The organism is Campylobacter concisus (genome assembly GCA_002092835.1).
Lineage (GTDB): Bacteria > Campylobacterota > Campylobacteria > Campylobacterales > Campylobacteraceae > Campylobacter_A > Campylobacter_A concisus_K.
This window is the reverse complement of the sequence record LVWL01000018.1, coordinates 1-22751: the sequence shown is the minus strand read 5'-3', so window position 1 is coordinate 22751 and position 22751 is coordinate 1. Positions and strand designations below refer to the sequence as shown.

Genomic DNA, 22751 nt, shown 5'->3' with positions numbered 1-22751 from the left:
ACATGAAGAAAATTTTGCCATTTTTAGCGCCTATTTGCCTCTTTGCAAGTAGCTGTGACGAGCCAATACAAGAGAGTGTGAGGGAGTTTTATAAAAGCGATAGAAATTTGGAGAGAGCCATAAATTTAGCCGAGCAAGCGACTGATGTCTGCTTAAAAGAGGGCAACACCGAGCAGGCGATCACTTCGCTCATAAATAGCGCTAGTATTTGCATGGTAAATAAAGAGCCACAAAAAGCGTTAGAGCTCTCACAAAGAGCCCTAGAGCTTGCGGCAAACGTTAGCGACAAGCTGTTACTAGCTCGCTCTTATCATAGCCTAGGTGCGGCACAAAAGGCGCTATGCAGATACGACGAAGCACTTGCTAATTTTCAAGAAGCTCTAAAAATTTATGACAACGCGCCAAATGCCCCAATGAACGACGAACTCATCTGTATAAAAGGCATCGCTAGCGCCTACTACCTAAAAAATGACTTTGACAAAGCCCACGAAAACCACCTTTTAGCGCTAAATTTACTTGATATCACGCCGGAGTTAAGTGGCAACGAGCTTGTGCGATCAGAGCTCTTAGTAGAGCTTGCTAACGACCTAGCAAAGCTTAATCAAAAGGACGAAGCTACCCAAAACTACAAAAAAGTGCTTGAAATTTTAAATGGAAAAGAGCAAAATCCTCGCGCACGGGATCTTTTAGAGCGAGCCAACAAAGGACTAAAAGAGCTTAACTAAAGTTTTTCTTTAGACTTTTTAGCACGAAATTTGCAAGCTCAAGTCCCTTTGAACGGTGAGAAATTTTAAGCTTCGTCTCATTACCTAGCTCGCCAAGCGTTTTAGTAAAGCCATCTGGGATAAAGAGTGCATCATAGCCAAAGCCATTTGTACCACGCTCCTCATCTATCGCTTTGCCATACATAAAGCCATGCGTCGTGTAGTCGCCAAATTTCGAGCTAATGGCGATACAGGCGGTATAGTGTGCTGATGAACTCTCTAAATTTAGCGCCTTTAGCTTGCTAATTAACTTTGCTCTATTGTTTGCGTCATTTGCGTTTTTACCGCATACTTTACCATTTTCATCAAGGTCAAAATAGCGAGCTGAGTAGATCCCCGGCTCACCGCCAAGTGCATCCACACTAATGCCGCTATCATCGCTAAGAGCGATAAACTCATTATCAAGCCCCTGTTCTTTAAGCTTTGCAAAGACGGCTTTGGACTTTATGAGTGCATTTTCTTGAAAACTACTGCCGTCCTCAACGATCTCAAATGGCTTGATAATCTCGCTCAATGCATAAATTTTATTGCCTTTTAAAAATTCTTTTATCTCTTTTACTTTGTCCAAATTTGACGTTGCAAGCACGATTTTCATTGCAAGAGCTCCTTGATTTTTGGGAGTATTTTACAAAAAAGTAGATTAAATTTTTAAATTTAAATTAGCGTTAAAATGATAAACTTAGTCCTTTTAAAAATAAGGAAAATTTTTATGTTAAAAAGCGTTTTACCACTATCTTTTATCATAGCAAGCAGATTTTTAGGTCTTTTTATAGTTTTGCCAGTGCTTAGCCTTTATGCCTTAAATTTACGCGGAGCAAACGAGTTTTTAGTAGGGCTAATAGTAGGCGTCTATGCGATCTCGCAGATGATATTTCAAGTACCTTTTGGAGCGCTCTCGGATAGGATAGGGCGCAAAAAAACATTAACGATCGGACTTTTGGTTTTTATCATCGGCTCAATAATTTGTGCACTTACAAGCGATATTTTTACCATGCTATTTGGTAGATTTTTACAAGGTGTAGGTGCTATCGGAGCAGTTGCAACTGCGATGATAAGTGACTATATAACAGAAGAAAAACGCTCAAAAGCTATGGCAATAATGGGTGCTTTTATAGGACTTAGTTTCACACTTTCTATGGTGCTTGGGCCGCTTCTTGCCAAAGACTACGGACTTTCAAGTCTCTTTTATCTAAGTGCCGCTCTTAGCCTACTTTGCATTGTACTTCTTTACACTGTTGTGCCAAAGGAGATAAAAGTGAGTGCTAAAAGTGAAAAAGTACCATTTGGTAAGCTTTTTTTACAAAAAGACTACATGATCATAAATTTCACCTCTTTTATGCAAAAGATGTTAGCAAGCATCGCATTTTTGGTGATCCCTATCGTTTTGGTAAAAGAGTATGGTTACGAAAGTAGTGAGCTTTACAAGGTCTATACACTTGGTGCCGTACTTGGCTTTTTGGCTATGGGGCTAGCTGGCGCCCTTGGCGATGGAAAGGGACTTAGCAAGGTCATCTTGATAGCTGGTACGCTACTTTTTGCCCTAACCTACACTATTTTTGCCATTAGCTTTACACTTTTTATCTTCGTTTTGGGAGTTGCTATATTTTTTATAGGATTTAACCTTCACGAGCCCATCATGCAATCAACCGCAACAAAATTTGTAAAATCCTCACAAAAAGGCTCAGCCCTTGGTATCTTTAATTCATTTGGCTATCTAGGAAGCTTTGTTGGAGGTGCATTTGGTGGGTATATATTGCATGCCTTTGGTTTTAAAGCACTAGCCATCATCTGCGTGGTGCTTTGCGCGATATGGCTTGTTTTGCTCTTTAGCCTAAGCGATCCAAGAATTTTTAAGAACATCTATCTAAGTCCTGAAGTTAGCTTAAATTTAGAGCTGCTAAACAGACAAAAAGGTGTAGTCGATTATTACAAAAACGAGAAAAATCAAGTAATCAAATTTGACTCTCGCCTAACAAGCGAGGCGGCTTTAAAAGAGAGTTTGAAGTTTTGATCTACGACATCATCATTATTGGTGCCGGTGCTAGCGGACTATTTTTAGGAGCAAATTTAAAGGGTAAAAAGATTGCGATTTTAGAGAAAAATAGCAGCGCTGGCAAAAAGATCCTAGCAAGCGGTGGAGGCAAATGTAACATCACAAACCGCTTTGTAAGCGCTAAAAACTACCTTGGCGAGCAAAAATTTATAGAGCAAATTTTAAAGGTACTAAGCCCTGATCAGGTTTTGAAATTTTTTAGTGAGCTTAGATTTAGCAAGCAAAAGCAAAATCAATTTTTCTGCGATAGAGGTGCAAAGAGTGTTTTAAACGTGCTTTTAAAAAGACAAAAAGCGGATATTTTTTACAACAAAGAAGTTCTTGGTGCTAAAAAAGTAGATGAAATTTTTGAAATTTTGACAAAAGATGAGAAATTTAGAGCTAGAAATTTAGTCATCGCAAGTGGCGGATTAAGCTATAAAGCCCTTGGTGCAAGCGACATTGGTTATAAAATAGCAAATGATTTTGGTATTGAGACATCAGCTCTTGCGCCTGCACTTGTTGGATTTAGCGTGCAAAAAGATGAGTTTTGGTTTAAAGAGCTTAGTGGCGTTAGCCTAAACGCAGACGTAAAGATAAATAGCAAAAAAGAGAGCCATAAATTTAGTGGAGACTTACTTTTTACACATAGGGGCATAAGCGGACCAGCAATACTAAACGCCTCTCTATTTTGGCAAAAGGGTCGAATTTGCATAAATTTTTTGCCCAAATTTAGTGAGAAAAATTTAATAAATGGCAAAAAGCAACTTAGCTCGGTTTTGCCCTTACCAAAAAGATTTGTGCTAGAGTTCTTAAAAAATTTTGGCCTAAAAGATAGAGCCTTTTATGAATTTAGCGATGAAGAGAAACAAATCATAAAAAGGCTTTTTGCTTACGAATTTGCCCCAGCTGGGACATTTGGCTTTGAAAGGGCTGAAGTTACAAAAGGTGGCGTAAAAACTAATTTTTTAGATGAAAATTTAGAGTGCAAAAGCGTAAAAGGGCTTTACTTTATAGGTGAAGTTTTAGATATCACTGGTATGCTTGGTGGATACAACTTGCATTTTGCATTTGCGAGCGCTCTAAAAGTGGCTAGGGTCTTAAATCTATGATCTCCTAAAATTAGCTAATTTTAGATAAATTTTCATATTTTAAATAAAATAGATTTAATATGAAAGTAGGCTTTTAAGAAAATCAATTTAAGTAATTTAGATGTTAAAAATTCATAATAAATATTTTTAAAAAGATTTTGTAGCAAACAAAGGTAATAAATTTTTGGAGTAAATTTTATAGCCAAGTAAGCTAAACGTTAGGTTGAATTTAATTTAAAGTATAAGCAGTTTGGGGATACTAGATTATTAAACCTCTTTTATAAAGCTAACGGCTTCAAATGGGTTTGAGAAAATATGTTTACTAAATTTCTCCAAATCACTCTTTTGACCATATCCACAAGTTAGACCCACGCCTGTAATAAAAGCAGCTTGTGCAGCCATTAGATCCATAATGGTGTCACCTACCATAAATGCATTATTTTTATCTTTATTAAGTCTATCTAAAGCCAAATTTATTGGCTCTGGATTTGGTTTTGGATTAGTAACATCGTCTCTTCCAATAACAGTTTTTATATATTTCATAACTCCTAAATGCTCAAGCAAGATAATAGAAAATTTTGAAGTTTTCGTAGTAACTATACCAACATCAGCAAAGCTACTTGCCTCCTTCAATGCTTCACTTGTATAATCTAAGAGTACCGTCTCATCAAGATAAATTTTTTCGTAGCAAGCTTTATATTCTTTTATATAGCTATCAATTAAATTTTTGCTTGCACCAAGTCTTTCAAACATTATTTCAAGCGGATGACCAACCAAAGACTTTAATGCATTATGGTCTGGCTCTTTTTTACCATGGGATAAGAAAGCTCTATCAAATCCTTTTAAAATAGCAGAAGTTGAATCAATAAGCGTACCGTCCAAATCAAAAAGTATGGTTTTTTTCATCATTTTCTCCGTAGAAATAAAAAAGGGCCTAGCCGAAACTAAGCCCCAAAAAGAAGTAACTTTAAATAATAAGATTATTTATTGAAAGTAGCTTCAACGCGTCTATTTTGAGCGCGGCCTTCTTTAGTTTTGTTTGTAGCAATTGGTTTAAGCTCACCGTAGCCAACTGTTGAAATTTTATCCTCACTTACGCCATAGCCAGCAAGAACATCAGCTACAGCTTTTGCTCTTTTTTCAGATAGTTTTTGGTTATAAGCTTCTGCACCTACGCTATCAGTGTGACCAGCAAGTACAACTTTATAATCTGGGTGTTCGCCCATGAAGTCAGCTACTTTTTTGATCTCAGCTGCATATTTTGGTCCGACTTTGTAGCTATCAAATGCAAAGTTAACATCTAGATCTCTAAGAACGATAACTTTCTCGCATCCTCTTTCATCAACAACTACGCCAGCTGGAGTGTTAGGGCATTGATCTATATCATTTGGCACGCCATCATTATCATCATCAAGAACTGGAGTAGCTGCTGGAGCTGCTGCTGCAACTGGAGCTGCTGCCACAACTGGAGCTGCTTTTGAGTCAAGACCGATACCAAAGCCTAGTGAATAGAATAGGTTATGATCAGCATGTTCAAATTTGATAGCGTCTCTTGCTTCTGCTTTAAGAGCAAATCTATCAGTTACTTGATATCTTAAGCCAAAACCATATTGGCCAAAACCGCCATCTTCATTTTTAACAAAAATAGCTGGAACATCTTCATAACCAGCACCAACTAAGCCATATAGACTAACTGGTCCAAAATCAACTATATCTTTTACAAGATTTGCATGATATCTAAGAACTCTTCCTTCTCTTGTTAAGCTACCTGTTTTTTCTTTTGCTTTTTGAGTGTAATCAACACCAAGTTCTACTTGATCAAAGAAAAAATCTTCAAGATTTCTAGCAGCTCTAACACCAACGAAGTTATGGTCTTTTACACGTAGATTTCCCTCTGGGTGAACACCACCAATAGTTGGAGTAACTTCATAATTATATGCTGCGTTAGACGCAAAAACCGCTGTTGCGGCAACCATAGCTAAAGCAATCTTTTTCATATTTAGAATTCCTTTCTTAGGATTTATTTTAAAGTGGTTATATTTTAACTGAATAAAATTTAACCGACTCTAAATCATAATTTAATTAATAATGTAAATTTGAAATTTACACAACTTAAATTTTGCAAATGCAAAAGCACTTGCAAAAACTCATTAACGTTTAGAAAATTGTGGGCTTCTTCTTGCCTTTCTTCTACCAAATTTCTTACGTTCAACAACACGAGAATCTCTAGTTAATAAGCCTTTTGGTTTAAGTGTTGCTCTAAAATCAGCATCCATATCAGCTAAAGCACGTGAAATACCGTGTCTTAAAGCCTCTGCTTGTGCTGAATAACCACCACCTAAAGTTGTAGCTACTATATCTATTAAACTCTCTTGTTTAGTAACTAGAAGTGGCTGAATTACTTTAAGCTTTATAGCTTCATGCCCACCAAGCCAAGTATTAAGATCCATACCATTTACTACGATTTTACCGCTTCCAGCTTTTATCCAAACCTTTGCTACAGCAGTTTTTCTTTTACCAGTTGCATAAACTTTTGCCATAATTATTTTCCTTCTTTTTTAGCTATTTGTGCCGTATGAGGATGCTCACTGCCAGCATAAACTTTTAGTTTTTTTATCATCTCTCTTCCAAGTTTAGTTTTTGGAAGCATTCCACGAACAGCTAATTTAAATAGTTTTTCTGGCTTATTTGCTATCAAATCGCCAAATTTTCACTCTTTACGCTACCAAAGTATCCTGAGTGTCTGTGATAAAGTTTATCTTCAGCTTTGTTATTACCAGTAAATTCTACTTTTGAAGCATTTATGATGATAACATAGTCGCCACAATCTACATTTGGCGTGAAGCATGGTTTGTTTTTGCCACGAAGTATAGTTGCTACCTCGGTTAGCAATCTACCAAAACGTTTACCAGCTGCATCAACAACGATCCAGTCTCGCTTAACTTCGTTTGGCTTTGTTATTTTTGTCATTTTCTTACCTTTGCCAAGTTAATTTTTGAATTGTGATTGTATTTAAACAATGCTTTTATAAAGCTTAAATTAAGTAGCATTTAAACTTCAATATATGAAATTTTTCCATCAAGAGCGTAGAAGATGACGGCGATTATACTATGCTTTGGATAAAATTTACTTAATGCCTCTTTGTATTCTCCAACTTGTTTTTTATTTTCCTCAATATTTTTATCTGTCGTTTTATAGTCGATCACACAAATTTCGCTCTCTCCAATACAAAATAAGTCCATCTGTTTTAGTTCATTTTTTACTTTAAATGGCTGCTCTTTGTAAATTCCTTTATCTTTTATGCACTCTAGAAATTTTGGCTCATTTATTAGCATTTTTGCCCGTTTAAAGGTATCTTCGAGCCTATCAAGTGAGAGAAATTTATAAAATTTATTTAGCATTAAACTCTTGGCTTTTAAAAGCGAATTTTCATCAAATTTTTCACTCATCTCAAGTAAATAGTGAAACGCTAAGCCAAAATAGATTGCCTCTAAATTTTTACCGCTCGTTTTTTGCTCTCTTGCCTCTACATCTTGCCTTTCTATCTTTAAAATTTCAGGCATTTTTTCATCTTTTGTAGCCTCTTTTTGCTCGCTCTTGCTAGGCAAAATTTTGCCAAAGCTAAACTCTTTTAGATCAAGATAGTCGTTTACTTCGCTTTTATCACTTCTAGTATAAAAAGAAAAAAAGCTAGGACTATTTCCACTTGGAGCAGCTTGTTTAATAATGATAAGCGACTTTGTAGCTCTAGTGAAAGCAACGTAAATTTTATTGATATTTTCTTGCTTCTCAAGCTCTTTTATTTGCTCTAACACACCAGCATACTCAGGGTCAAAATTTTCTCTACCAGAAATTCTACTTTTTACTATCCACTCGCCTTTTTCGCTATATTCTGTTATAAAGTTTGAGTCATCGCCCCTGCCCTTGCTCATCATATCACAAACTATCACGTGAGCAAACTCAAGCCCCTTTGACTTATGCACGGTCATCACTCTCACGCCGTCACTGCTTTTTGGACTGATTTTAGAACTAAAATTTTCAAGATTAAAAATAAAATCACTTAAATTTTTATAGCCACTGCTTAACTCAAAAAGCCTTAAAATATCAACATCAGCCATATTTATATATAAATTTTTTGCTAGATAAAATAGGCTTTTTGTCGCACTATCTTCGGCTTTTATTTTTAGCCTTTTAGGATTTGTATTTACAAGTGCTTTTACATTTTTTTCATAAATTTCTTCACCAAAAAGACAAAATTTCGCATACTCGATGATCGCTGCAACAAACGGCGTTCGCTTTAGCTCCAAGGTGCCTTCATTTACGCTTTTTATCCCCTCAACGCTAAGCACCTCTGAGATGAGGCTGATGTCACTATTTTTCCAGCAAAGCACAGTTATCTCACTTGCATTTACGCCAGCAGCGATCAGCTCTTTTACTTGTGAAACTACTGTACCCGCGATATCCTCGTCACTTAGCACACGCAAGTAGCCATAGTCATCTTCCTTGACCTCAAAATAAGGACACTCGCCACTTACTTTGTAGCTTAGCTCCTTATCTTTTTTAGCTGGCTCTTGTGGCTCAAAACTAAGTCCATATCTATGATAAATTTCTTCAAAAATAGCGTTATTAAATTTCACTAAAGCCTTTAAACTGCGGTAGTTGCTAGGCAAATTTTCCACCAAAATTTGCTCAAATTTCTCTCCAAGCTTATCGAAAAGCTCTTTTTTACCGCCCCTAAATTTATAGATACTCTGCTTCGTATCTCCAACATAAAAGAAGCTTCCAAGCCCGTTTTGCCCGTATCCTGAAACGATTTCATTGATAATTGGCAAGATGATCTCATATTGGATCACATTTGTATCTTGAAACTCATCTATCAAAAGGTGATTTATGTGGCCATCAAGCCTGAAATAAAGCACATCTTTATCAAAATTTTCAACCAAAAGCTTAAAGACCAGCTTATTTATATCAGCAAAACTTAGAGCATTTATCTCTTTATTTAGCTCTAAATTTGAGTATTTATAAACATTTAAGAGCTTGCTAAAGCCACTAAGTCTGTATCTTTCAACCTCCAAAATATACTCTTTTGCCGCCTCTTTTAGCTCGTTAAAGAGCCTATCAAGCTCACTTGTATAAATTTTGCTAAAAGTGCGGTAATCTAGGCTCTCTCTTTCAAAGACCTTATTTTTAAAAAGCTCAAATAAATTTTGTTCTTTAAATGTCTTTTTGGCCGTATCGCTAGCACCATTTTGCAAGGCTATATGCTCACTTATCTCCTTTTGTGCTGCTCTTACCTTGCTATCATCTGGATAGCTTGCACCACTATCTTTTAGCTCACCGCCAAAGCTCTCATAGAATTTAGCCAAAGTCTGTGAAAAACTCGCCTCTTTTTGGCTTGAGATTATCATCATGAGTGCAAGCTCACTAAGAAGCTTTTGATCTTTGCTTGCCTCTTTTACAAATTTTTTCCATGCCAGATCTTGCAAGCTATCTTGCACGCTGTAATCAGGACTAAGCCCTAAATTTTGACTAAATTTCTTTAGGATTCCAGAGAAAAATGCATCAAATGTATAAATTTTTAGCTCACTTTGCAAAAACCTATCAAGCTTCTCATCGCGTCTTTTTATGACCTCATCTTGGCTCAAGCTAAGCTCTTTGCAAAGCTTATCAAGCTCGTCTTTTTTGTTTTGCAAGTCCAAAAAAGTTGTGATTATGCGCTCTTTCATCTCATTGGCCGCTTTTTTGGTGAAGGTTAGAGCGATGACCTCGTTTATATTTTCGCCTCTAAGCACCAAAGCGATATAACGAACACTTAAAGCGAATGTTTTCCCGCTTCCTGCACTTGCTTTTAGGGCTAAAAAATCTTTCATAACTCTCTCCTACAAAGTATGGCATACTCGCAAAATTTGCAAGCTCCGCTCTTTCTTTCAAAATTTATCTTAGTGTTATTTATGCTCTTTAGATTTTCTATCTCAGCCTTTAGATCATCCACGCTTTTTTTTGAGCTAATAAGCACAGGTTCATTCTTTAGAGCAAAGTAAGCACTTTTTACCTCACTACCATAAAGTGCTTCATAAATGCAAGCTGAAGCGAGTTCGCATTTGCCTCACCAGTTTTATAATCAAATATAAAAGGCTCACCATCAGGGTTAGTATCGATTCTATCGATAATACCTTTTATCTTTACATCACAAAAATCACTCTCTATATCTTTTTCACACTCAAGCACCCTAAAGCCAGCACTTAAACGTTCATTTTCAAACTCTGCGTATTCTTTAAATTTCTGCGACCAAATCTCAAGCTCAAGCGAAGAAAAATCTTGCTTTGCAAGCATTTCTTTAAAAATAGCCAAATCAAATATATTTTTTTGTCTATAAAAATCACTTGTGTAGTATTCATAAAGCGCCTTATGCACGCTATTTCCTTGCTTAGATCCTGGCTCAGTTGCTATGGCTTTTGCTCCTTTTATACCAGCTATCTTTGCGTAATAATACTTTCTTGGGCAAGTTAGAAATAAATTTAGTGTAGAAAATGATAGCGGTTTAGTGAAAAAATCATGCTCCAAAATGATCTCATCATCGCTTAAATTTAGGCTTGTATTTCCTTTTAAAAATAATTTTAAATACGCCTCATCACTAAATTTCTCGTCTTTTATTGTTTTGAAATTTTTTAGAAATCTTGAAGAAATACTCTCTTCATTTAAAACACAGCTTATGGCGACCTTTTTGGCATTATTTATAAGACTTTCGTAGTAAAATCTCTGCAAATTTTCACGCTCAAGGTAGCTTATAAGCCCTGCTTTTTGCCTCACTTTCGAGTTTAAAAACATCTCGTTTGTGCTTCTTGCTGGGATGAAGTTATCATTAAAATCAACTATGATCACACCATCAAATTTCATTCCACGGCTCTCAAGCATGCCCATGACACTGATCTTTCCACCACCCACATCATCGATACTAAGACGCGAGATATTTAGCAAAAAAATTTCACTTAACTGCTTTAAGCTAAAGCTAAAATACCTGCATAAATTCTCGATCCTAAAAAGCTCAAGCGCGAGCTTCTCTTCGCATCTTGGCTCATTTTCAAGCATTAAAAGCTCGTCTATTAACTCTTTAAATTTAGCAAAGTCACAAAGTTCAAAGTAGCTTGATTTAAATTTATTAAAAAGCTCTTCATTTACACCAAGCGTGCTCAAGATAAAGCCAAGCTCCTCGTAGCTCTCACACTTATTTTGATCAAAAACCGGCCTTGCCTCTTCATTGATCGCTCTTGTAATGTAAAAAAGCGTCTCATAAAATTTTGTATTTTTAAAGCTCTCGCCCATAGCGTAGTTAAAAATTTTATCTCTATCATGAAGCCTTAAAATTTCACTAAAACTCTCATCTGGCAATATGACAGCGATGTTTTCAGGCTTTATTCCATCACGCACAAACTCGCTCGCCTTTGCCATAGCGTAGGTACATTGCAGGCTTCTAGTGGCAAATCGCTTTTCTAAGACTGGCTCAAATTTTTTGATATTTTCTAAGCAAATTAGCTCATTTGTCTTTAAATTTAGCTCATATTTTTTGTAATTTTCAATCTCGCTAATAGCTAAAATCTGTTTTATTTTATTGATTAGCTTTGTGTTGAAAACACTAGTTTGAAAGATAATTTTTAGCGTAGTTAGCTTTGAGATTTTCTCTAAAATTTCCCACTCGAACTCACTTAAAATTCCATCTATGTGCAGTGAAATTTCACTAAAGCTTCTGATATAGCCTTCATTAATGGAGTAAATTTTTGGCAAGGTTATATCATCATAGAGATTTTCTCTATCAAGCAAGCTCTCATACTCTTTTAAAACATCTTCAAGTATGTTTAAATGCTCCTCAAAATTAGCGTAAATATCGTTAAATTTGATCTCAGCAATACTCTTTTTACTAATAGCTAGCTCTTTAAAAAATGAAAAAAGATAGTCATTATTTTTCAAAAATTCAAAAAACTCAGTTGGAATTTTAAGAACCGAGTTTGCCTTTTTGACACTGGCACAGGCTCTATTCATAAGTACTAAAGCATAGGTGCTATCAATCTCAAACCTACCATCTACATAAACTACCTTTTTATAAAACTCAGCGATACTTAGGCTTTTTGGGATTAGCTCATCATTAAAACTTGCATTAAATTCACGAATCTTACGCGAGTTCGTAAAGACAAAAAGTTGGTTTAGGTTATGCATTTTTCTCTCTTGAATTTTTAAGCAATGATAGCTAAATGCTGATAAAAGAGCGCTTTTTACGCTTAGATAAAGCTTTAAATTTTCATCTAAATACATTAAAATTTTAAGCCTTAAAGAGCCAAAAGCTACAATCACAAAAAAAGGAGCAAAAATGCATAAAGAGTTAAACAGACAAGGTTTTTACTACGGCTTTCCGGTTTTGTTAGCCACCACAAAAGATAAAAATGCAAACGATGATATCACGGTGCTTTCATCTTCTTGGACGTTAGGAAATACAGTGGTGCTTGGCATAGGCATTGAAAATCAAGGCTTTAAAAATATCAAAAATGGTTCAGATATCACGCTAAATTTATGTGATGAAAGCCTGCTAGAAGCTGTGCAAAAAATGGAAAAACTAACTGGTGATAGTGAAGTGCCAGAAGAAAAAAAGAATCTTGGCTACATCTACGAGCACGACAAATTTAAGGTGGCAAATCTCAGCAAAGAGCCTGGTATAAATGCAAAAACCGTCAGAATAAAAGAGTGCAAGATACAGATAGAAACAGTTGTAGAAAAGATAGAGTTAAAAGAGTGGTTTAGCATCGTTACTTGCAAGATTGCAGGCATTTTTGTAGATGAAAATTTGCTAAAAGATGAAAAGATAGATACGCAAAAATGGCATCCACTAATCTATAAATTTAAAGAATATGTCGGCACTTGCGAGCGTTTGGGATTAAATTTTGGATTTAAAGAGATTTGATTTATAGTTTTATTTGATAAAAACTTAGTATTTTGGTTTTAAATTTAGCCAAAAGATTAGTTTATTAAAATTTAAGCCCAGCTTTGAAATCTTTCTCAGATACCAAAGCTGCATTTTTAAGATCATTTTGTGACATTAAGGTCAAATTTATAATACCTTGTATCATTAGTGTCACTTAGCCTTAAAAGTAGCTGCCACCTGCCTTCTTTTAGGCTTGTTTCTTCACTTACTAGATCATTTTCATGCCATGAAGCTCTTAAAATTTTATTTTCTTTATTTGTCTGTGGGCGAGTGAGTAAAATTTCATATTTTAAAGCTGAAATTTCTCCTTTTTTAGGAGTTAGATGAAATTTAAACTTGGCATTTAGGGTATTAAAATTTGGCTCAAATTTTAGATCAAATTTCTCATCAAAGCGTTTTTCACTCTCTTTGATAAAGGTTATGTTTTCATCGACATTTTGGTAGCTTTGCATATAAGTGCTATCCATCTCGACTGGATGTTTTAGTGCTATGATGATCGTTACTGCGCAAGCGATAATGATAGCAATGAAGCTAAGCACGATAGCATAAGGCCAAAAGGTTTTTTTATCCATTTTTTACCTTTTTATAAAAGATAACAATTATAAAAAATGCAACCAAACCATAGATAAAAAATCTTAAAAAATTTAACGTAGTTTTATTTGAATTTCCAACACTACTTTCAAGCTGTAAATTTAAGTTAGATGCTATTTGTTCGGCAATATCAGCGTAGCCATTTAATATAGCAGCATTATAGACATCTTTGCCATTTTTAGAAACTAAAATAGGAATTATCGTTCCTGATTCTGGATTTACACTTAAAATTTGTCCTTTATTAAAAAGCTTTGAAGTATTAGCATCGGCAAAAATTTCTACTTTCTTTTTATCCTTTATAAGCAGTAAAAAAGCATAAGGTGAGCTAAGGTTTTGCTCTTTAAAAAGAGCTTCTAGCTCACCATCTTTATATATGCCAACTGCTAAATTTATACCGCTTTTTGCGTAAAGCTCACTGCCGATCTCATTTAGCTTTACACTTACTTTTTGGCTTATAATTTCATCATTATTTATCACAAAATTTGCTCCCAAAGCCAAACTTTGTGAGAGCAAAAATATAAAAATGAGTATAAATTTTCTCACACCTAGCCTACAAAAAGGTGGTTTGATGTAAGCACTGACCACGCACAAATAGCTCCTGCAACAACTATTAGCAAGATTATGGCTTTTTCTATTATGCCTAGCATCACTACTCCTTTATAATGACATGTTTAGCGTTGTCAACGCTCTTCATCTCAATGCTACTTGCATCTTTTAATAAGTAAGGTTTGGTTGCTACATCTTTTTGCAAGCCAATACCAATATAAGTAAGTACGCCAAGGATAGATAGCAAAAGCAAAACCGCCACCAAATAACCGCTAATGCCATTTAAAGCAAAGATGTTTCTATTTTTATTTTCCATTATTCGCCCTTTGATAGCGATATGACATATTCGCCAACTGCTTTTTGTTGTATCTCATTTAATCTGCCGTCATTAAATTTAGGCATAACACCTATGTTGCCGCTTTTACCACGATTTAGTACATCCACTATAAACTCACTTGAACCATATTTACTAAGATCAGCCGACATACCATCCATGCCTTTGCCATCATCTCCGTGACAAGCTGCACAAGCTGCGTAAAGCTCTTTTCCCATAGATACTAAATTTTCATTTTTTGTACTTTTTATAGCACTTATCTCTTTTGCAACATAGGCTGCGATAGCCTTTGCTCCATCAGCATCAGCTAGCCCTGCTGGCATCTCACCCATAGGATAATCAAGTCCCTTTGAGCCATTTAGTATCGTATCGACTATTCCTTGTTCGCTACCCCAAATTTGTAAATTTGCAGCTTTGCCACCAATGCCATCGCCTGTGATGCCATGACATGCTGAGCATTGCACCAAAAATACGCTCTCTCCCATAGTATGAAGTGTTTCTTTGCTTGGGTTTGCATACTCTTTTTCAAATTTAGCGTTTGCTTCTTTTACCTCTTTATTATATTCACCGATTTGTGAGTAAGAATTTAGTGGATAACCAAGTAAATAATACCAGATCGCCCAAACAAGCGTTAGTAAAAAAACTACCGCCCAACCAAATGGAACTGGGTTTTTATACTCGCCTATCCCATCCCAGTTGTGCTCGCTAAGTTCTACGCTTTCATCTTTTTTAACTTTCATTTGACCAACATACTTGCCAGCTACAACGACAGTTAGTACGATAATTAAGATGGCACCTATTAACGCAAGTAAATTTATATTATCTTCTAAATTTAGCCATTGCATACGCTCTCCTTTGTAGCCTTTTGCTCTAAAATTTTACTTCCAATCTCATCATCTAGGGCTAATTTCGAATATTTCTCATAATTTCTTCTACCTTGCTTTTCGCTTTTGTAAAGATGAAAAAAATAAGCATACAAAGTGATAGCTAAAAATGCTGTCAAAATAAAATAGCCATAAGCTTGAAGTTCTCTAATGTCCATTACTAACTCCTATTTTAGGCTATTTAGATAAGCGATAAGCGCCACGATCTGACGAATTTCACCCTTTGCAAAGGCACTTTTTACTTGCTCGTCTTTCATACTTTCAACGATACTTGCAGCCTGCTCTTTTACATTAGCATTTGCTTGCTCAAAAGTACCAAGAGCTGGCATATCTTTCTCATCATAAGGTGTATTAAAAACCTTTTTAACAGTTAGTGCTTCAGCGTAAGCAGTCTCTATGTCAGCATTTTTCTTAAATAAAAATGGATATGCTGGCATGATCGAACCTGGCGCAACAGAGGCTGGGTTTAACATATGATTTTCATGCCAATCTGTCGTTCTATAATTACCCACACGCATAAGATCTGGGCCAGTTCTTTTTGAACCCCAAAGATGCGGACGATCATAAGCAAATTCGCCACTTAGCGAATACATGCCATATCTATCAGTCTCAGCTTTAAACGGACGTATCATCTGTGAGTGACAAGTATTGCAACCATTTTGTATATATATATTTTTTCCAGCAAGCTCTAAAACTGTATAAGGTTTTGTACCCTCAAGTGGTCTAGCTCTATTTGCAAAGTCAGGTAAAATTTCTACCACGCCAGCATAGGCTATGACGATAAATACGCAAACTGCAAAAAAGAATGGATTTTTTTCTAACCAAGCAAACATCACATCACCTCCGCATTGGCTTTAGCACCGCCCATAGGCGTTGCACTTTTTGGCTCTACCAAAATAGCTTTAGCAGAAGTTGATTTGTAGATATTGTATGTAAACATCAAAAAGCCAATCAAATATAAAAGTCCACCAATAGCTCTAATATAATAATAAGGTATAAGCACTACAACAGTATCAATAAATGAGTAGAGTAAATTTCCATAGCTATCAGTCGCTCTCCACATCATACCTTGCGTAATACCAGCAATCCACATAGAAGCAAAGTATAAAACGATACCTGTTGTTTGTATCCAAAATTGAGCTTCCATTAAGGATTTTGAATAAATTTCACGCTTAAAGACGCGTGGCGTCATGTGATAAAGTGCTGCCATAGTCATAAAACCAACCCAGCCAAGTGCGCCATCATGTACGTGTCCTGGCACCCAGTCAGTATAGTGAGCTAGTGCATTTACAGATTTGATAGCTAAGATAGGGCCTTCAAGAGTTGAAAACATATAAAAAGTTGAAGCTAAAATCATAAATTTAATAAGCGGGCTCTCGCGAAGTTGTGTCCATTCGCCTTTCATTGTAAGAAGCATATTAATAGCTGAACCCCAAGAAGGTAAAATCAAAACAATAGAAAAAACCGAACCCATAGTCTGCATCCAATCAGGCACAGCAGTATATATTAGGTGGTGACCGCCAGCCCAAAGATAGATAAACATAAGGCCCCAGAATGAAAATAACGAAAGCTTATAAGAAAATATTGGCTGTCCGCTCTCTTTTGGTAAGAAATAATAAATTTGGGCGATGATCGCTACTGTAAATACAAATGCAACTGCGTTGTGACCGTACCACCACTGAACCAAAGCATCATTTGAGCCAGCATACATCGAAACTGAGTGTAGCCATGAGCCATATCCACTCACTAGTCTTGTTGGAATTTCCATGTTATTAAATAGATAAAGCATAGCAACGCCAAGAAATGTAGCAATGTAATACCAAACTGAGATGTAAAGTGTCTTCTCGCGGCGTATACCAATAAGTCCAAATATACTTACGCCCCAAAGCACCCAGACTATTACTACTGCAATATCTAGTGGCCACTCAAGCTCGGCATACTCCTTAGATGTACTCTCGCCCATAAAAAGTGTCACAACAGCTAGAATCATAACAAGTATATAAAGCCAAAAATGAAGCTTACCAATGAACATCAAAAACGGAGATTCGCTCATTGATACTTTTAGAACACGCTGTCCTATGTAATACCAAGTGGCAAATATACCAGAGAGCATAAAACCAAAAATGATACCATTAGTATGAAGAGGACGCAATCTACCAAATGCCGAATACTCACCAGCTATATAGTTTAGATCAGGACAGGCAAGCTGAAAAGCTACCAAAACACCAATAGCCATGCCAACAATACCAAAAAATATCGTGGAGAACATAAAGAGTTTTGCCACACTATAATCATAATGTAGCAACTGGGATGGTCGCATAAATTTTCCTCCTAGTTAAATTTATATTAATTTTCGGTTATTTTAGAGTAGAAAAACTATAAAAAGACTTAATTAATATAAATTCTCTTTTACTAAGAGAGTCTTCTATCTATTTTGTAACCAAGTCCAGGAACATTTTTTATAAAATTACTACCGACTTTATCTCTGACACGTTTAACAAAGGTCCTAATAGCAGCCTCTGTCACACTCTCGCCAACCCAAACAACATTTTTTATTTCATCGTGAAGTACAAGCGTACCAAGTCTTTTTATGAGTAAAGATATAAATGCAAGCTCTTTTTTTGTAAGAGAAATTTCAACACCATCTCTGATAAGCACACGTTTTATTTTATTAAAACTATATCCATTTGTAACCTGAATAATATTTGCTGTTTCTATCTTATTTTTAGCGACATTTTCTAACGTAACTAAAAAATCATCAAGATCAATCGGCTTTAAAACGTATTTATCAATACCAACATCTATTGCTTTTAGAAGTGTTTCTTTTTCACTATTTGTGCTAAAAACTATAATAGGTGTATCTTTTGAAATTTCTTTAATGCATTTAGCCATATCAAGACCATTCATTATAGGCATAAAAACGTCTGTTATAACCATATTTGGATTATATTTTTTAAATTTCTTAAGTCCTTCATCGCCATTTTGAGCAGTGATAACTTTTTCGAATTTATCTCGCATAACTTCTTGTACTATTTTTTTACCATCTCCCTCATTTTCAACGATAAGAACGGTTAGATTATTAAGAATCTTGCTCATTTATTCTTCCTTTTTGGTTATATTTATCAAACTTCATAAATTTTGACTCAATTAACAATTATCTCTCTTACTTTAACTATCTTAGGCATTTGCTCTATATCCTAAAAATGATAAATAAATTCCATTTATTATCATTATGCTAGCTGAGATCTTAAACATTATGTCTTTAAATTTTTCATTTAAAATTCCAAATACAAAGCTAGCTAAAAGCATGGCTGGCAATGTACAAAGACCAAATACAAGCATTATAAAAGCCGAATCAATAAAATTTGCACTTAAAATCCCAAGTGCCAAAAAATAATAAACCACACCACAAGGCAAAAAGCCATTTAAAAAACCAAGTAATAAAAAATTTGTTAAATTTTTCTTTTGAATCCTTGTTTTTGCAATTCTTACTACAAAATTAAGCGCCTTTTGATTCTCTACAAATTTTAAAAGCTCACCTCTAAAAAGTAAGGCAATGCCGATAAATGCGATCATTAAGCCAACTATGAAAAATATCAAGCCTCTTGCTTGCATGCTAAAGCTAATAACAGCTCCAAAGGCGCCAAACAAAGCTCCTAAAACTACATAAGCAAAAATTCTAGCTAGACTATAAAGTGTGCTTAGCATTAAAATTTCTATTTTATTCTTACCTTTAAAAAATAGAGTCTGCAAGCTCAAAAATCCGCTGCACATACCTACACAATGACTAAAGCTACTTAAAAATGCAACTGAGATAATCATGTAAAGGTTTATGTTTTGCATCTTATAAAATTTCTAAAAACTGCTTAAATATATATTTACTCTCGCTTGGGCCACCACTTGCTTCTGGGTGGTGCTGGACTGAAAAGATCGGATAGTCTTTGTATCTCACGCCCTCGATTGTATTGTCAAATAAATTTCTATGAGTCACAACAGCTACTTCTGCGATACTCTCTGGCACGTTGTAGTTGTGATTTTGTGTTGTTATCTCGATCGCCTTGGTTTCTAGATTTAGTACTGGGTGATTTGCTCCATGCTGACCAAATTTAAGCTTATATGTCTCGTATCCAAAGGCGTTTGATAGTAGCTGATGTCCAAGACAGATGCCAAATATAGGTATCCTAGCCTCAATCATCTTTTTGATCTCGCCTATTTCGGCCTTTAAATTTTTTGGCTCACCAGGACCATTTGATAAAAATACCCCATTTATCTCACCATTTTTAAATTTTTCTATTAAAATTTCAGCCTTAGTATCGTGTGGTACAACGATGACTTCAAGACCAGTTTCACATAGCTCGTTTAAGATATTTCTCTTTACGCCAAAGTCAAAAACAGCTATCTTTTTGCCAATACTTTTTAACGGCTTATATGACTTTAAATTTCTATCCCAAGCGCCTTTTTTGTGCTCATACTCATCCATCGCACTAACTGTTTTTACGTAGTTTATATTTTCTATACGCCCGCTACTTTCAAGCCTGCGTTTTAGCTCATCTTTATCACTTATCTGTGTTGAGATATAAGCCATCAAGGCACCTTCATCGCGTAGCATCTTTGTGAGGTATCTAGTATCAACGTCATAAACGCCAAATTTACCTTGCTCTTCGAAAAATTTTCCCAAAGATTTTTGCGAGCGGTAGTTTGATGGAATTTCATTGTAGCTTCTCATTATAACGCCACTTGCATGAATCCTAAGACTCTCCATATCGTCTTCATTTATACCTACTATGCCTATTTCTGGCATCGTAAAGACGATAAACTGACCAGCATAGCTTGGATCGCTCATGATCTCTTCGTAGCCAGTCATCGAGGTATTAAAAACGAGCTCGCCAGCACATTCACCGTGAGCACCAAAAGCTTTTGCTTCTAAAAAAACACCATTTTCAATATAAATGTAAGCTTTCATTAAAGCATGCCTCTTTTTTTAAGCTCATCTTGATACAAACGCTCAAAGACAAGATCATATTCATCAGTTCCTGGAATTAGCTTATGTTTATAATTTTGTATCATTTCATAAACATCATCTTCTATCTTCTCATAGCTTTTTAAGTACTCGTCTATTGAGTTATAAATCACATTTTTTACGCGATTTTCAGATACATTATAGTCAACAAGGCCGCTCTTCCAAATAGTTTCAAGCACTTTGTGAGCGATATTGCTAAATCTATCTTCGTGAGTTAAGATTACATCAAATTCGCCTGCGAGCTTCTTTTTAACGAGCCAAAACATATTTTTGCGGTCAATTTGCATAGTTTGCATCTCGTCTTCATTTTTCTCCAAAAGCTCATTTACTCGCTCATCTAAAGCTCTTTCTTTTTGAATATCGACTGTTAAAATTTCACTTGTTTTTGCTACGATTGGCTCAATGCCTTTATTTAGTCTTACGAAACCACAATTTAGAAGATCTATTGCTATTTTATGTGAAATATACGGAACGTGTGGGAGTTTTAAACGCATTTTAAACCTTTAAATTTTTATGCCATTTTAACTAAATAAAGGTAAAACTTTACTTTGAAATTTTAACGACTTTATTATTATCGCTTCTTAAAAAATAAATTTCTCTTCGTCCATCATAAAGTATCTTTCCATCAGTCTTTTGCTCATTTTTTAAATTTGATGAGATATCTAAAGATAGCGATTTGCTCATAAAATAATTCTCTCCTAAAGTGCGTCCAAAGTCAGGATACCAACTAAAAGCACAAACTATCAGCAAAACTAAATAAAAGGCTCTAAAAATTTTTCTAAAAGGCGCGTAAAAAAAGCAATACCCAAATATAAAAAATACGGGCAAAAGCCATAAGAAAGGCACGTTATCAACAAAAATAACATTAAAATACTCGCTTATGCCATAGTAAGAAAAGTAGTTGTTGTAAATTCCAACAAATAACGTAAAAATAGGAGCAAGGGCAAATATAATACCCGTAAAAAAAGCATTTAAAATTTTCATAATCTCTCCTTTTGAGTGAGATTATATTAAACATAAGCTTTAATATTACTAGATTGATGAAAGCTAGACTAAAATTCAAGGCAAAATGCCATACATAGACATCTACTGCTTCCAACAATACTTTAAAAACAGTTTAGCTATAAGCCAAACTGTCCTAAATTTATTATTTTTTAGATAAATACTCTTGCAAGCTTTTTACCTCAAGTGCTTTGCCGGTTTGTACTGAGCTTAGCGACTTAGCAGCAGCAAGTGCTGCGCGGATCGTTGTAAAGTAAGGTATCTAAATCTAGACAAATTTTAAGCTCTCAAGCATTTTTATATCACTAAATTTATCTCTAAATTTTATAAAATTCGTTTCTAGCTCAGCCTTTCGCTTAAGTGCAATATCTATAAATTCTGGCTCTTTTTCAATGCCTATGAAATTTCTATTTAGTAAATTTGCGGCTATGCCAGTTGTTGCTGAACCTGCAAATGGATCGCAAATGACGCTATTTTCATTACTTGCCAACAAGATAAGCCTTATCAAAAGTGAAAGTGGTTTTTGCGTAGGGTGCTTACCACATGCTTTCTCCCAAGGAGTGATCGCAGCAAAGCTCCACACATCTTTCATCTGCTTATCCCCATTTATCCGCTTCATAAGCTCGTAGTTAAAGATGTGTTTATGTTTCTCATCTTTTCTAGCCCAAATGATCTGTTCAGTGCTATGTGTTAGATACCTGCAGCTAAAATTTGGTGGAGGATTGGTCTTTTGCCATGTAATTATGTTTAAAATTTTATAATCAAGCTTTTGAAGCGCTCTACCTATAGAAAAGATGTTGTGATATGTCCCACTTATCATCACGCTACCATTATTACTAAGTGCGTTTTTAGCGAGTTTGAGCCATTCTAGGTTAAACTCATCAATTTCATCGATATTTGTGCCCTCATCCCACTTGCCTTTATTTACGCTAACTATCTGCCCGTTTTGGATGCTAAGTCCGCCATTTGAAAGAAAATATGGTGGATCCGCAAAGATAAGATCAAACTCTCCCTTAAATTTAGCTAGTTCGCTAAAGCAGTCGCCATTTATGAGCCTGAAATCGTTATGCATTTTTAAGCTCATTTATAAAAAGGTGCAAATTTGCAAGGTTATAAATCCTTACACTCTTATAGGCTTCTTGTAGCTTATTTCTAGCATCGTGCCAACCCCAGCCATCAGTGATCCAGATAAATTTATACTCTGGCAAATATGAGATCTTTTTGGCTATTTCGATATAGGCTCTTGCTACTTCGTTTAATTTCGAGCCACCGCCACTATAAAAATTTGCTTCGATTAGATAAGTGATATTTTGTATGCGAATCGCAAAATCAAATATCTTCACATCACTACCTAAATTTAATGAAAAATTTGAGCTTGATACTTCAGCTTGAAAGCAGATATTTTCAGAGTGAAACCTTTCTGAGATTAAATTCGCAAAATTTGTTCCACTGCGGTTTTTTCTGGCATTTGTGTCAAGTCCAACCTCTACGCCAAACACATAATCACATAAATTTT

22 protein-coding genes and 3 pseudogenes are annotated in these 22751 nt (G+C 35.3%); 4 read left to right on the top strand and 21 right to left on the bottom strand.

What is annotated here, in order from left to right; translation table 11 throughout:
- The first annotated feature begins 2 nt into the window (after positions 1 to 2).
- Positions 3 to 725, top strand: coding sequence for a hypothetical protein (locus tag A3835_01895; GenBank protein ORI08334.1), 723 nt, complete (start codon positions 3 to 5; stop codon positions 723 to 725).
- Here A3835_01895 and A3835_01890 read toward each other — a convergent pair.
- On the bottom strand, positions 718 to 1359 hold the full coding sequence (locus A3835_01890) for a non-canonical purine NTP pyrophosphatase (protein ORI08333.1): 642 nt from the start codon (positions 1357 to 1359) through the stop codon (positions 718 to 720). The two genes, A3835_01895 and A3835_01890, sit on opposite strands and share 8 nt — an antisense overlap.
- A gap of 114 nt (positions 1360 to 1473) precedes the next feature.
- Here A3835_01890 and A3835_01885 point away from each other — a divergent pair, with 114 nt between their 5' ends.
- Positions 1474 to 2775: an MFS transporter gene (locus tag A3835_01885; protein ID ORI08332.1), complete on the top strand. Its 1302-nt coding sequence runs from the start codon at positions 1474 to 1476 to the stop codon at positions 2773 to 2775.
- Positions 2772 to 3908 carry an oxidoreductase gene (locus tag A3835_01880; GenBank protein ID ORI08331.1) on the top strand — a complete coding sequence of 379 codons (1137 nt, stop codon included), beginning with the start codon at positions 2772 to 2774 and terminating at the stop codon, positions 3906 to 3908. Before A3835_01885 ends, A3835_01880 begins: the two co-directional genes overlap by 4 nt.
- 246 nt (positions 3909 to 4154) lie before the next feature.
- Here the strand turns inward: A3835_01880 and A3835_01875 are convergent, their stop codons facing one another.
- The 6 genes and pseudogenes from A3835_01875 to A3835_01850 form a co-directional block, all read right to left on the bottom strand.
- Positions 4155 to 4793, bottom strand: coding sequence for a hydrolase (locus A3835_01875; GenBank protein ID ORI08330.1), 639 nt, complete (start codon positions 4791 to 4793; stop codon positions 4155 to 4157).
- A 74-nt stretch (positions 4794 to 4867) separates the two neighbouring features.
- The gene (locus tag A3835_01870) at positions 4868 to 5884 is read right to left on the bottom strand and encodes a flagellar motor protein MotB (protein ORI08329.1); all 1017 of its coding nucleotides are present in this window, start codon (positions 5882 to 5884) and stop codon (positions 4868 to 4870) included.
- Positions 5885 to 6037: 153 nt separating this feature from the next.
- Positions 6038 to 6427, bottom strand: coding sequence for a 30S ribosomal protein S9 (locus A3835_01865; GenBank protein ORI08328.1), 390 nt, complete (start codon positions 6425 to 6427; stop codon positions 6038 to 6040).
- A gap of 2 nt (positions 6428 to 6429) precedes the next feature.
- Positions 6430 to 6857 (bottom strand): annotated as a pseudogene (locus tag A3835_01860) (50S ribosomal protein L13).
- Positions 6858 to 6937: 80 nt separating this feature from the next.
- A complete protein-coding gene (locus A3835_01855) occupies positions 6938 to 9757 on the bottom strand; it encodes a recombinase RecB (GenBank protein ORI08327.1) in 2820 nt (939 codons plus the stop codon).
- A pseudogene (locus tag A3835_01850) lies at positions 9754 to 12098 on the bottom strand (nuclease). Before A3835_01850 ends, A3835_01855 begins: the two are co-directional and overlap by 4 nt.
- A gap of 151 nt (positions 12099 to 12249) precedes the next feature.
- Here A3835_01850 and A3835_01845 point away from each other — a divergent pair.
- A complete protein-coding gene (locus A3835_01845) occupies positions 12250 to 12837 on the top strand; it encodes a sodium:proton antiporter (protein ORI08326.1) in 588 nt (195 codons plus the stop codon).
- Between the two features lie 122 nt (positions 12838 to 12959).
- Here the strand turns inward: A3835_01845 and A3835_01840 are convergent, their stop codons facing one another.
- The 14 genes and pseudogenes from A3835_01840 to A3835_01775 all read right to left on the bottom strand — a co-directional run bounded on the left by A3835_01840 (position 12960) and on the right by A3835_01775 (position 22751).
- Positions 12960 to 13430, bottom strand: a complete 471-nt coding sequence (locus tag A3835_01840; protein ORI08325.1) for a 4-hydroxy-3-methylbut-2-en-1-yl diphosphate synthase — start codon at positions 13428 to 13430, stop codon at positions 12960 to 12962.
- Positions 13423 to 13992: a hypothetical protein gene (locus tag A3835_01835; protein ID ORI08324.1), complete on the bottom strand. Its 570-nt coding sequence runs from the start codon at positions 13990 to 13992 to the stop codon at positions 13423 to 13425. Before A3835_01835 ends, A3835_01840 begins: the two co-directional genes overlap by 8 nt.
- 106 nt (positions 13993 to 14098) lie before the next feature.
- Entirely contained in the window at positions 14099 to 14311 is a 213-nt protein-coding gene (locus tag A3835_01830) for an N- methylation (protein ID ORI08323.1), read from the bottom strand.
- Positions 14311 to 15174, bottom strand: a complete 864-nt coding sequence (locus A3835_01825; GenBank protein ID ORI08322.1) for a cytochrome C oxidase Cbb3 — start codon at positions 15172 to 15174, stop codon at positions 14311 to 14313. The genes A3835_01830 and A3835_01825 overlap by 1 nt, the downstream gene beginning before the upstream one ends.
- On the bottom strand, positions 15162 to 15371 hold the full coding sequence (locus A3835_01820) for a cytochrome C oxidase subunit III (GenBank protein ID ORI08321.1): 210 nt from the start codon (positions 15369 to 15371) through the stop codon (positions 15162 to 15164). The genes A3835_01825 and A3835_01820 overlap by 13 nt, the downstream gene beginning before the upstream one ends.
- Before the next feature lie 9 nt (positions 15372 to 15380).
- Positions 15381 to 16046, bottom strand: a complete 666-nt coding sequence (locus tag A3835_01815; GenBank protein ID ORI08320.1) for a peptidase S13 — start codon at positions 16044 to 16046, stop codon at positions 15381 to 15383.
- Positions 16046 to 17533, bottom strand: coding sequence for a cytochrome C oxidase Cbb3 (locus tag A3835_01810; protein ORI08319.1), 1488 nt, complete (start codon positions 17531 to 17533; stop codon positions 16046 to 16048). Before A3835_01810 ends, A3835_01815 begins: the two co-directional genes overlap by 1 nt.
- A 92-nt stretch (positions 17534 to 17625) precedes the next feature.
- A complete protein-coding gene (locus tag A3835_01805; GenBank protein ORI08318.1) occupies positions 17626 to 18309 on the bottom strand; it encodes a CheY-P-specific phosphatase CheX in 684 nt (227 codons plus the stop codon).
- 81 nt (positions 18310 to 18390) lie between these two features.
- Entirely contained in the window at positions 18391 to 19035 is a 645-nt protein-coding gene (locus tag A3835_01800; GenBank protein ID ORI08746.1) for a hypothetical protein, read from the bottom strand.
- A gap of 22 nt (positions 19036 to 19057) precedes the next feature.
- Positions 19058 to 20176, bottom strand: coding sequence for a carbamoyl phosphate synthase small subunit (locus tag A3835_01795; protein ORI08317.1), 1119 nt, complete (start codon positions 20174 to 20176; stop codon positions 19058 to 19060).
- Positions 20176 to 20727 carry a competence protein gene (locus A3835_01790; GenBank protein ID ORI08316.1) on the bottom strand — a complete coding sequence of 184 codons (552 nt, stop codon included), beginning with the start codon at positions 20725 to 20727 and terminating at the stop codon, positions 20176 to 20178. The genes A3835_01795 and A3835_01790 overlap by 1 nt, the downstream gene beginning before the upstream one ends.
- Before the next feature lie 49 nt (positions 20728 to 20776).
- On the bottom strand, positions 20777 to 21217 hold the full coding sequence (locus A3835_01785; GenBank protein ORI08315.1) for an isoleucyl-tRNA synthetase: 441 nt from the start codon (positions 21215 to 21217) through the stop codon (positions 20777 to 20779).
- A 286-nt stretch (positions 21218 to 21503) separates the two neighbouring features.
- Positions 21504 to 22319, bottom strand: coding sequence for a DNA methylase N-4 (locus A3835_01780; GenBank protein ID ORI08314.1), 816 nt, complete (start codon positions 22317 to 22319; stop codon positions 21504 to 21506).
- A pseudogene (locus tag A3835_01775) lies at positions 22300 to 22751 on the bottom strand (restriction endonuclease). The gene A3835_01780 and the pseudogene A3835_01775 overlap by 20 nt, the downstream one beginning before the upstream one ends.

Excerpts from the sequence above, each read along its gene's own strand:
- A3835_01795 (ORI08317.1), bottom strand. The coding sequence starts at position 20,176 with ATGAAAGCTTACATTTATATTGAAAATGGTGTTTTTTTAGAAGCAAAA.
- A3835_01815 (ORI08320.1), bottom strand. The coding sequence starts at position 16,046 with ATGTTTGCTTGGTTAGAAAAAAATCCATTCTTTTTTGCAGTTTGCGTA.
- A3835_01785 (ORI08315.1), bottom strand. The coding sequence starts at position 21,217 with ATGAAAATTTTAAATGCTTTTTTTACGGGTATTATATTTGCCCTTGCT.
- A3835_01890 (ORI08333.1), bottom strand. The coding sequence starts at position 1,359 with ATGAAAATCGTGCTTGCAACGTCAAATTTGGACAAAGTAAAAGAGATA.
- A3835_01830 (ORI08323.1), bottom strand. The coding sequence starts at position 14,311 with ATGGAAAATAAAAATAGAAACATCTTTGCTTTAAATGGCATTAGCGGT.
- A3835_01820 (ORI08321.1), bottom strand. The coding sequence starts at position 15,371 with ATGGACATTAGAGAACTTCAAGCTTATGGCTATTTTATTTTGACAGCA.
- A3835_01895 (ORI08334.1), top strand. The coding sequence starts at position 3 with ATGAAGAAAATTTTGCCATTTTTAGCGCCTATTTGCCTCTTTGCAAGT.
- A3835_01885 (ORI08332.1), top strand. The coding sequence starts at position 1,474 with ATGTTAAAAAGCGTTTTACCACTATCTTTTATCATAGCAAGCAGATTT.
- A3835_01800 (ORI08746.1), bottom strand. The coding sequence starts at position 19,035 with ATGATTATCTCAGTTGCATTTTTAAGTAGCTTTAGTCATTGTGTAGGT.
- A3835_01855 (ORI08327.1), bottom strand. The coding sequence starts at position 9,757 with ATGAAAGATTTTTTAGCCCTAAAAGCAAGTGCAGGAAGCGGGAAAACA.
- A3835_01875 (ORI08330.1), bottom strand. The coding sequence starts at position 4,793 with ATGAAAAAAACCATACTTTTTGATTTGGACGGTACGCTTATTGATTCA.
- A3835_01805 (ORI08318.1), bottom strand. The coding sequence starts at position 18,309 with ATGAGCAAGATTCTTAATAATCTAACCGTTCTTATCGTTGAAAATGAG.
- A3835_01840 (ORI08325.1), bottom strand. The coding sequence starts at position 13,430 with ATGGATAAAAAAACCTTTTGGCCTTATGCTATCGTGCTTAGCTTCATT.
- A3835_01845 (ORI08326.1), top strand. The coding sequence starts at position 12,250 with ATGCATAAAGAGTTAAACAGACAAGGTTTTTACTACGGCTTTCCGGTT.
- A3835_01865 (ORI08328.1), bottom strand. The coding sequence starts at position 6,427 with ATGGCAAAAGTTTATGCAACTGGTAAAAGAAAAACTGCTGTAGCAAAG.
- A3835_01810 (ORI08319.1), bottom strand. The coding sequence starts at position 17,533 with ATGCGACCATCCCAGTTGCTACATTATGATTATAGTGTGGCAAAACTC.
- A3835_01870 (ORI08329.1), bottom strand. The coding sequence starts at position 5,884 with ATGAAAAAGATTGCTTTAGCTATGGTTGCCGCAACAGCGGTTTTTGCG.
- A3835_01825 (ORI08322.1), bottom strand. The coding sequence starts at position 15,174 with ATGCAATGGCTAAATTTAGAAGATAATATAAATTTACTTGCGTTAATA.
- A3835_01790 (ORI08316.1), bottom strand. The coding sequence starts at position 20,727 with ATGCGTTTAAAACTCCCACACGTTCCGTATATTTCACATAAAATAGCA.
- A3835_01780 (ORI08314.1), bottom strand. The coding sequence starts at position 22,319 with ATGAGCTTAAAAATGCATAACGATTTCAGGCTCATAAATGGCGACTGC.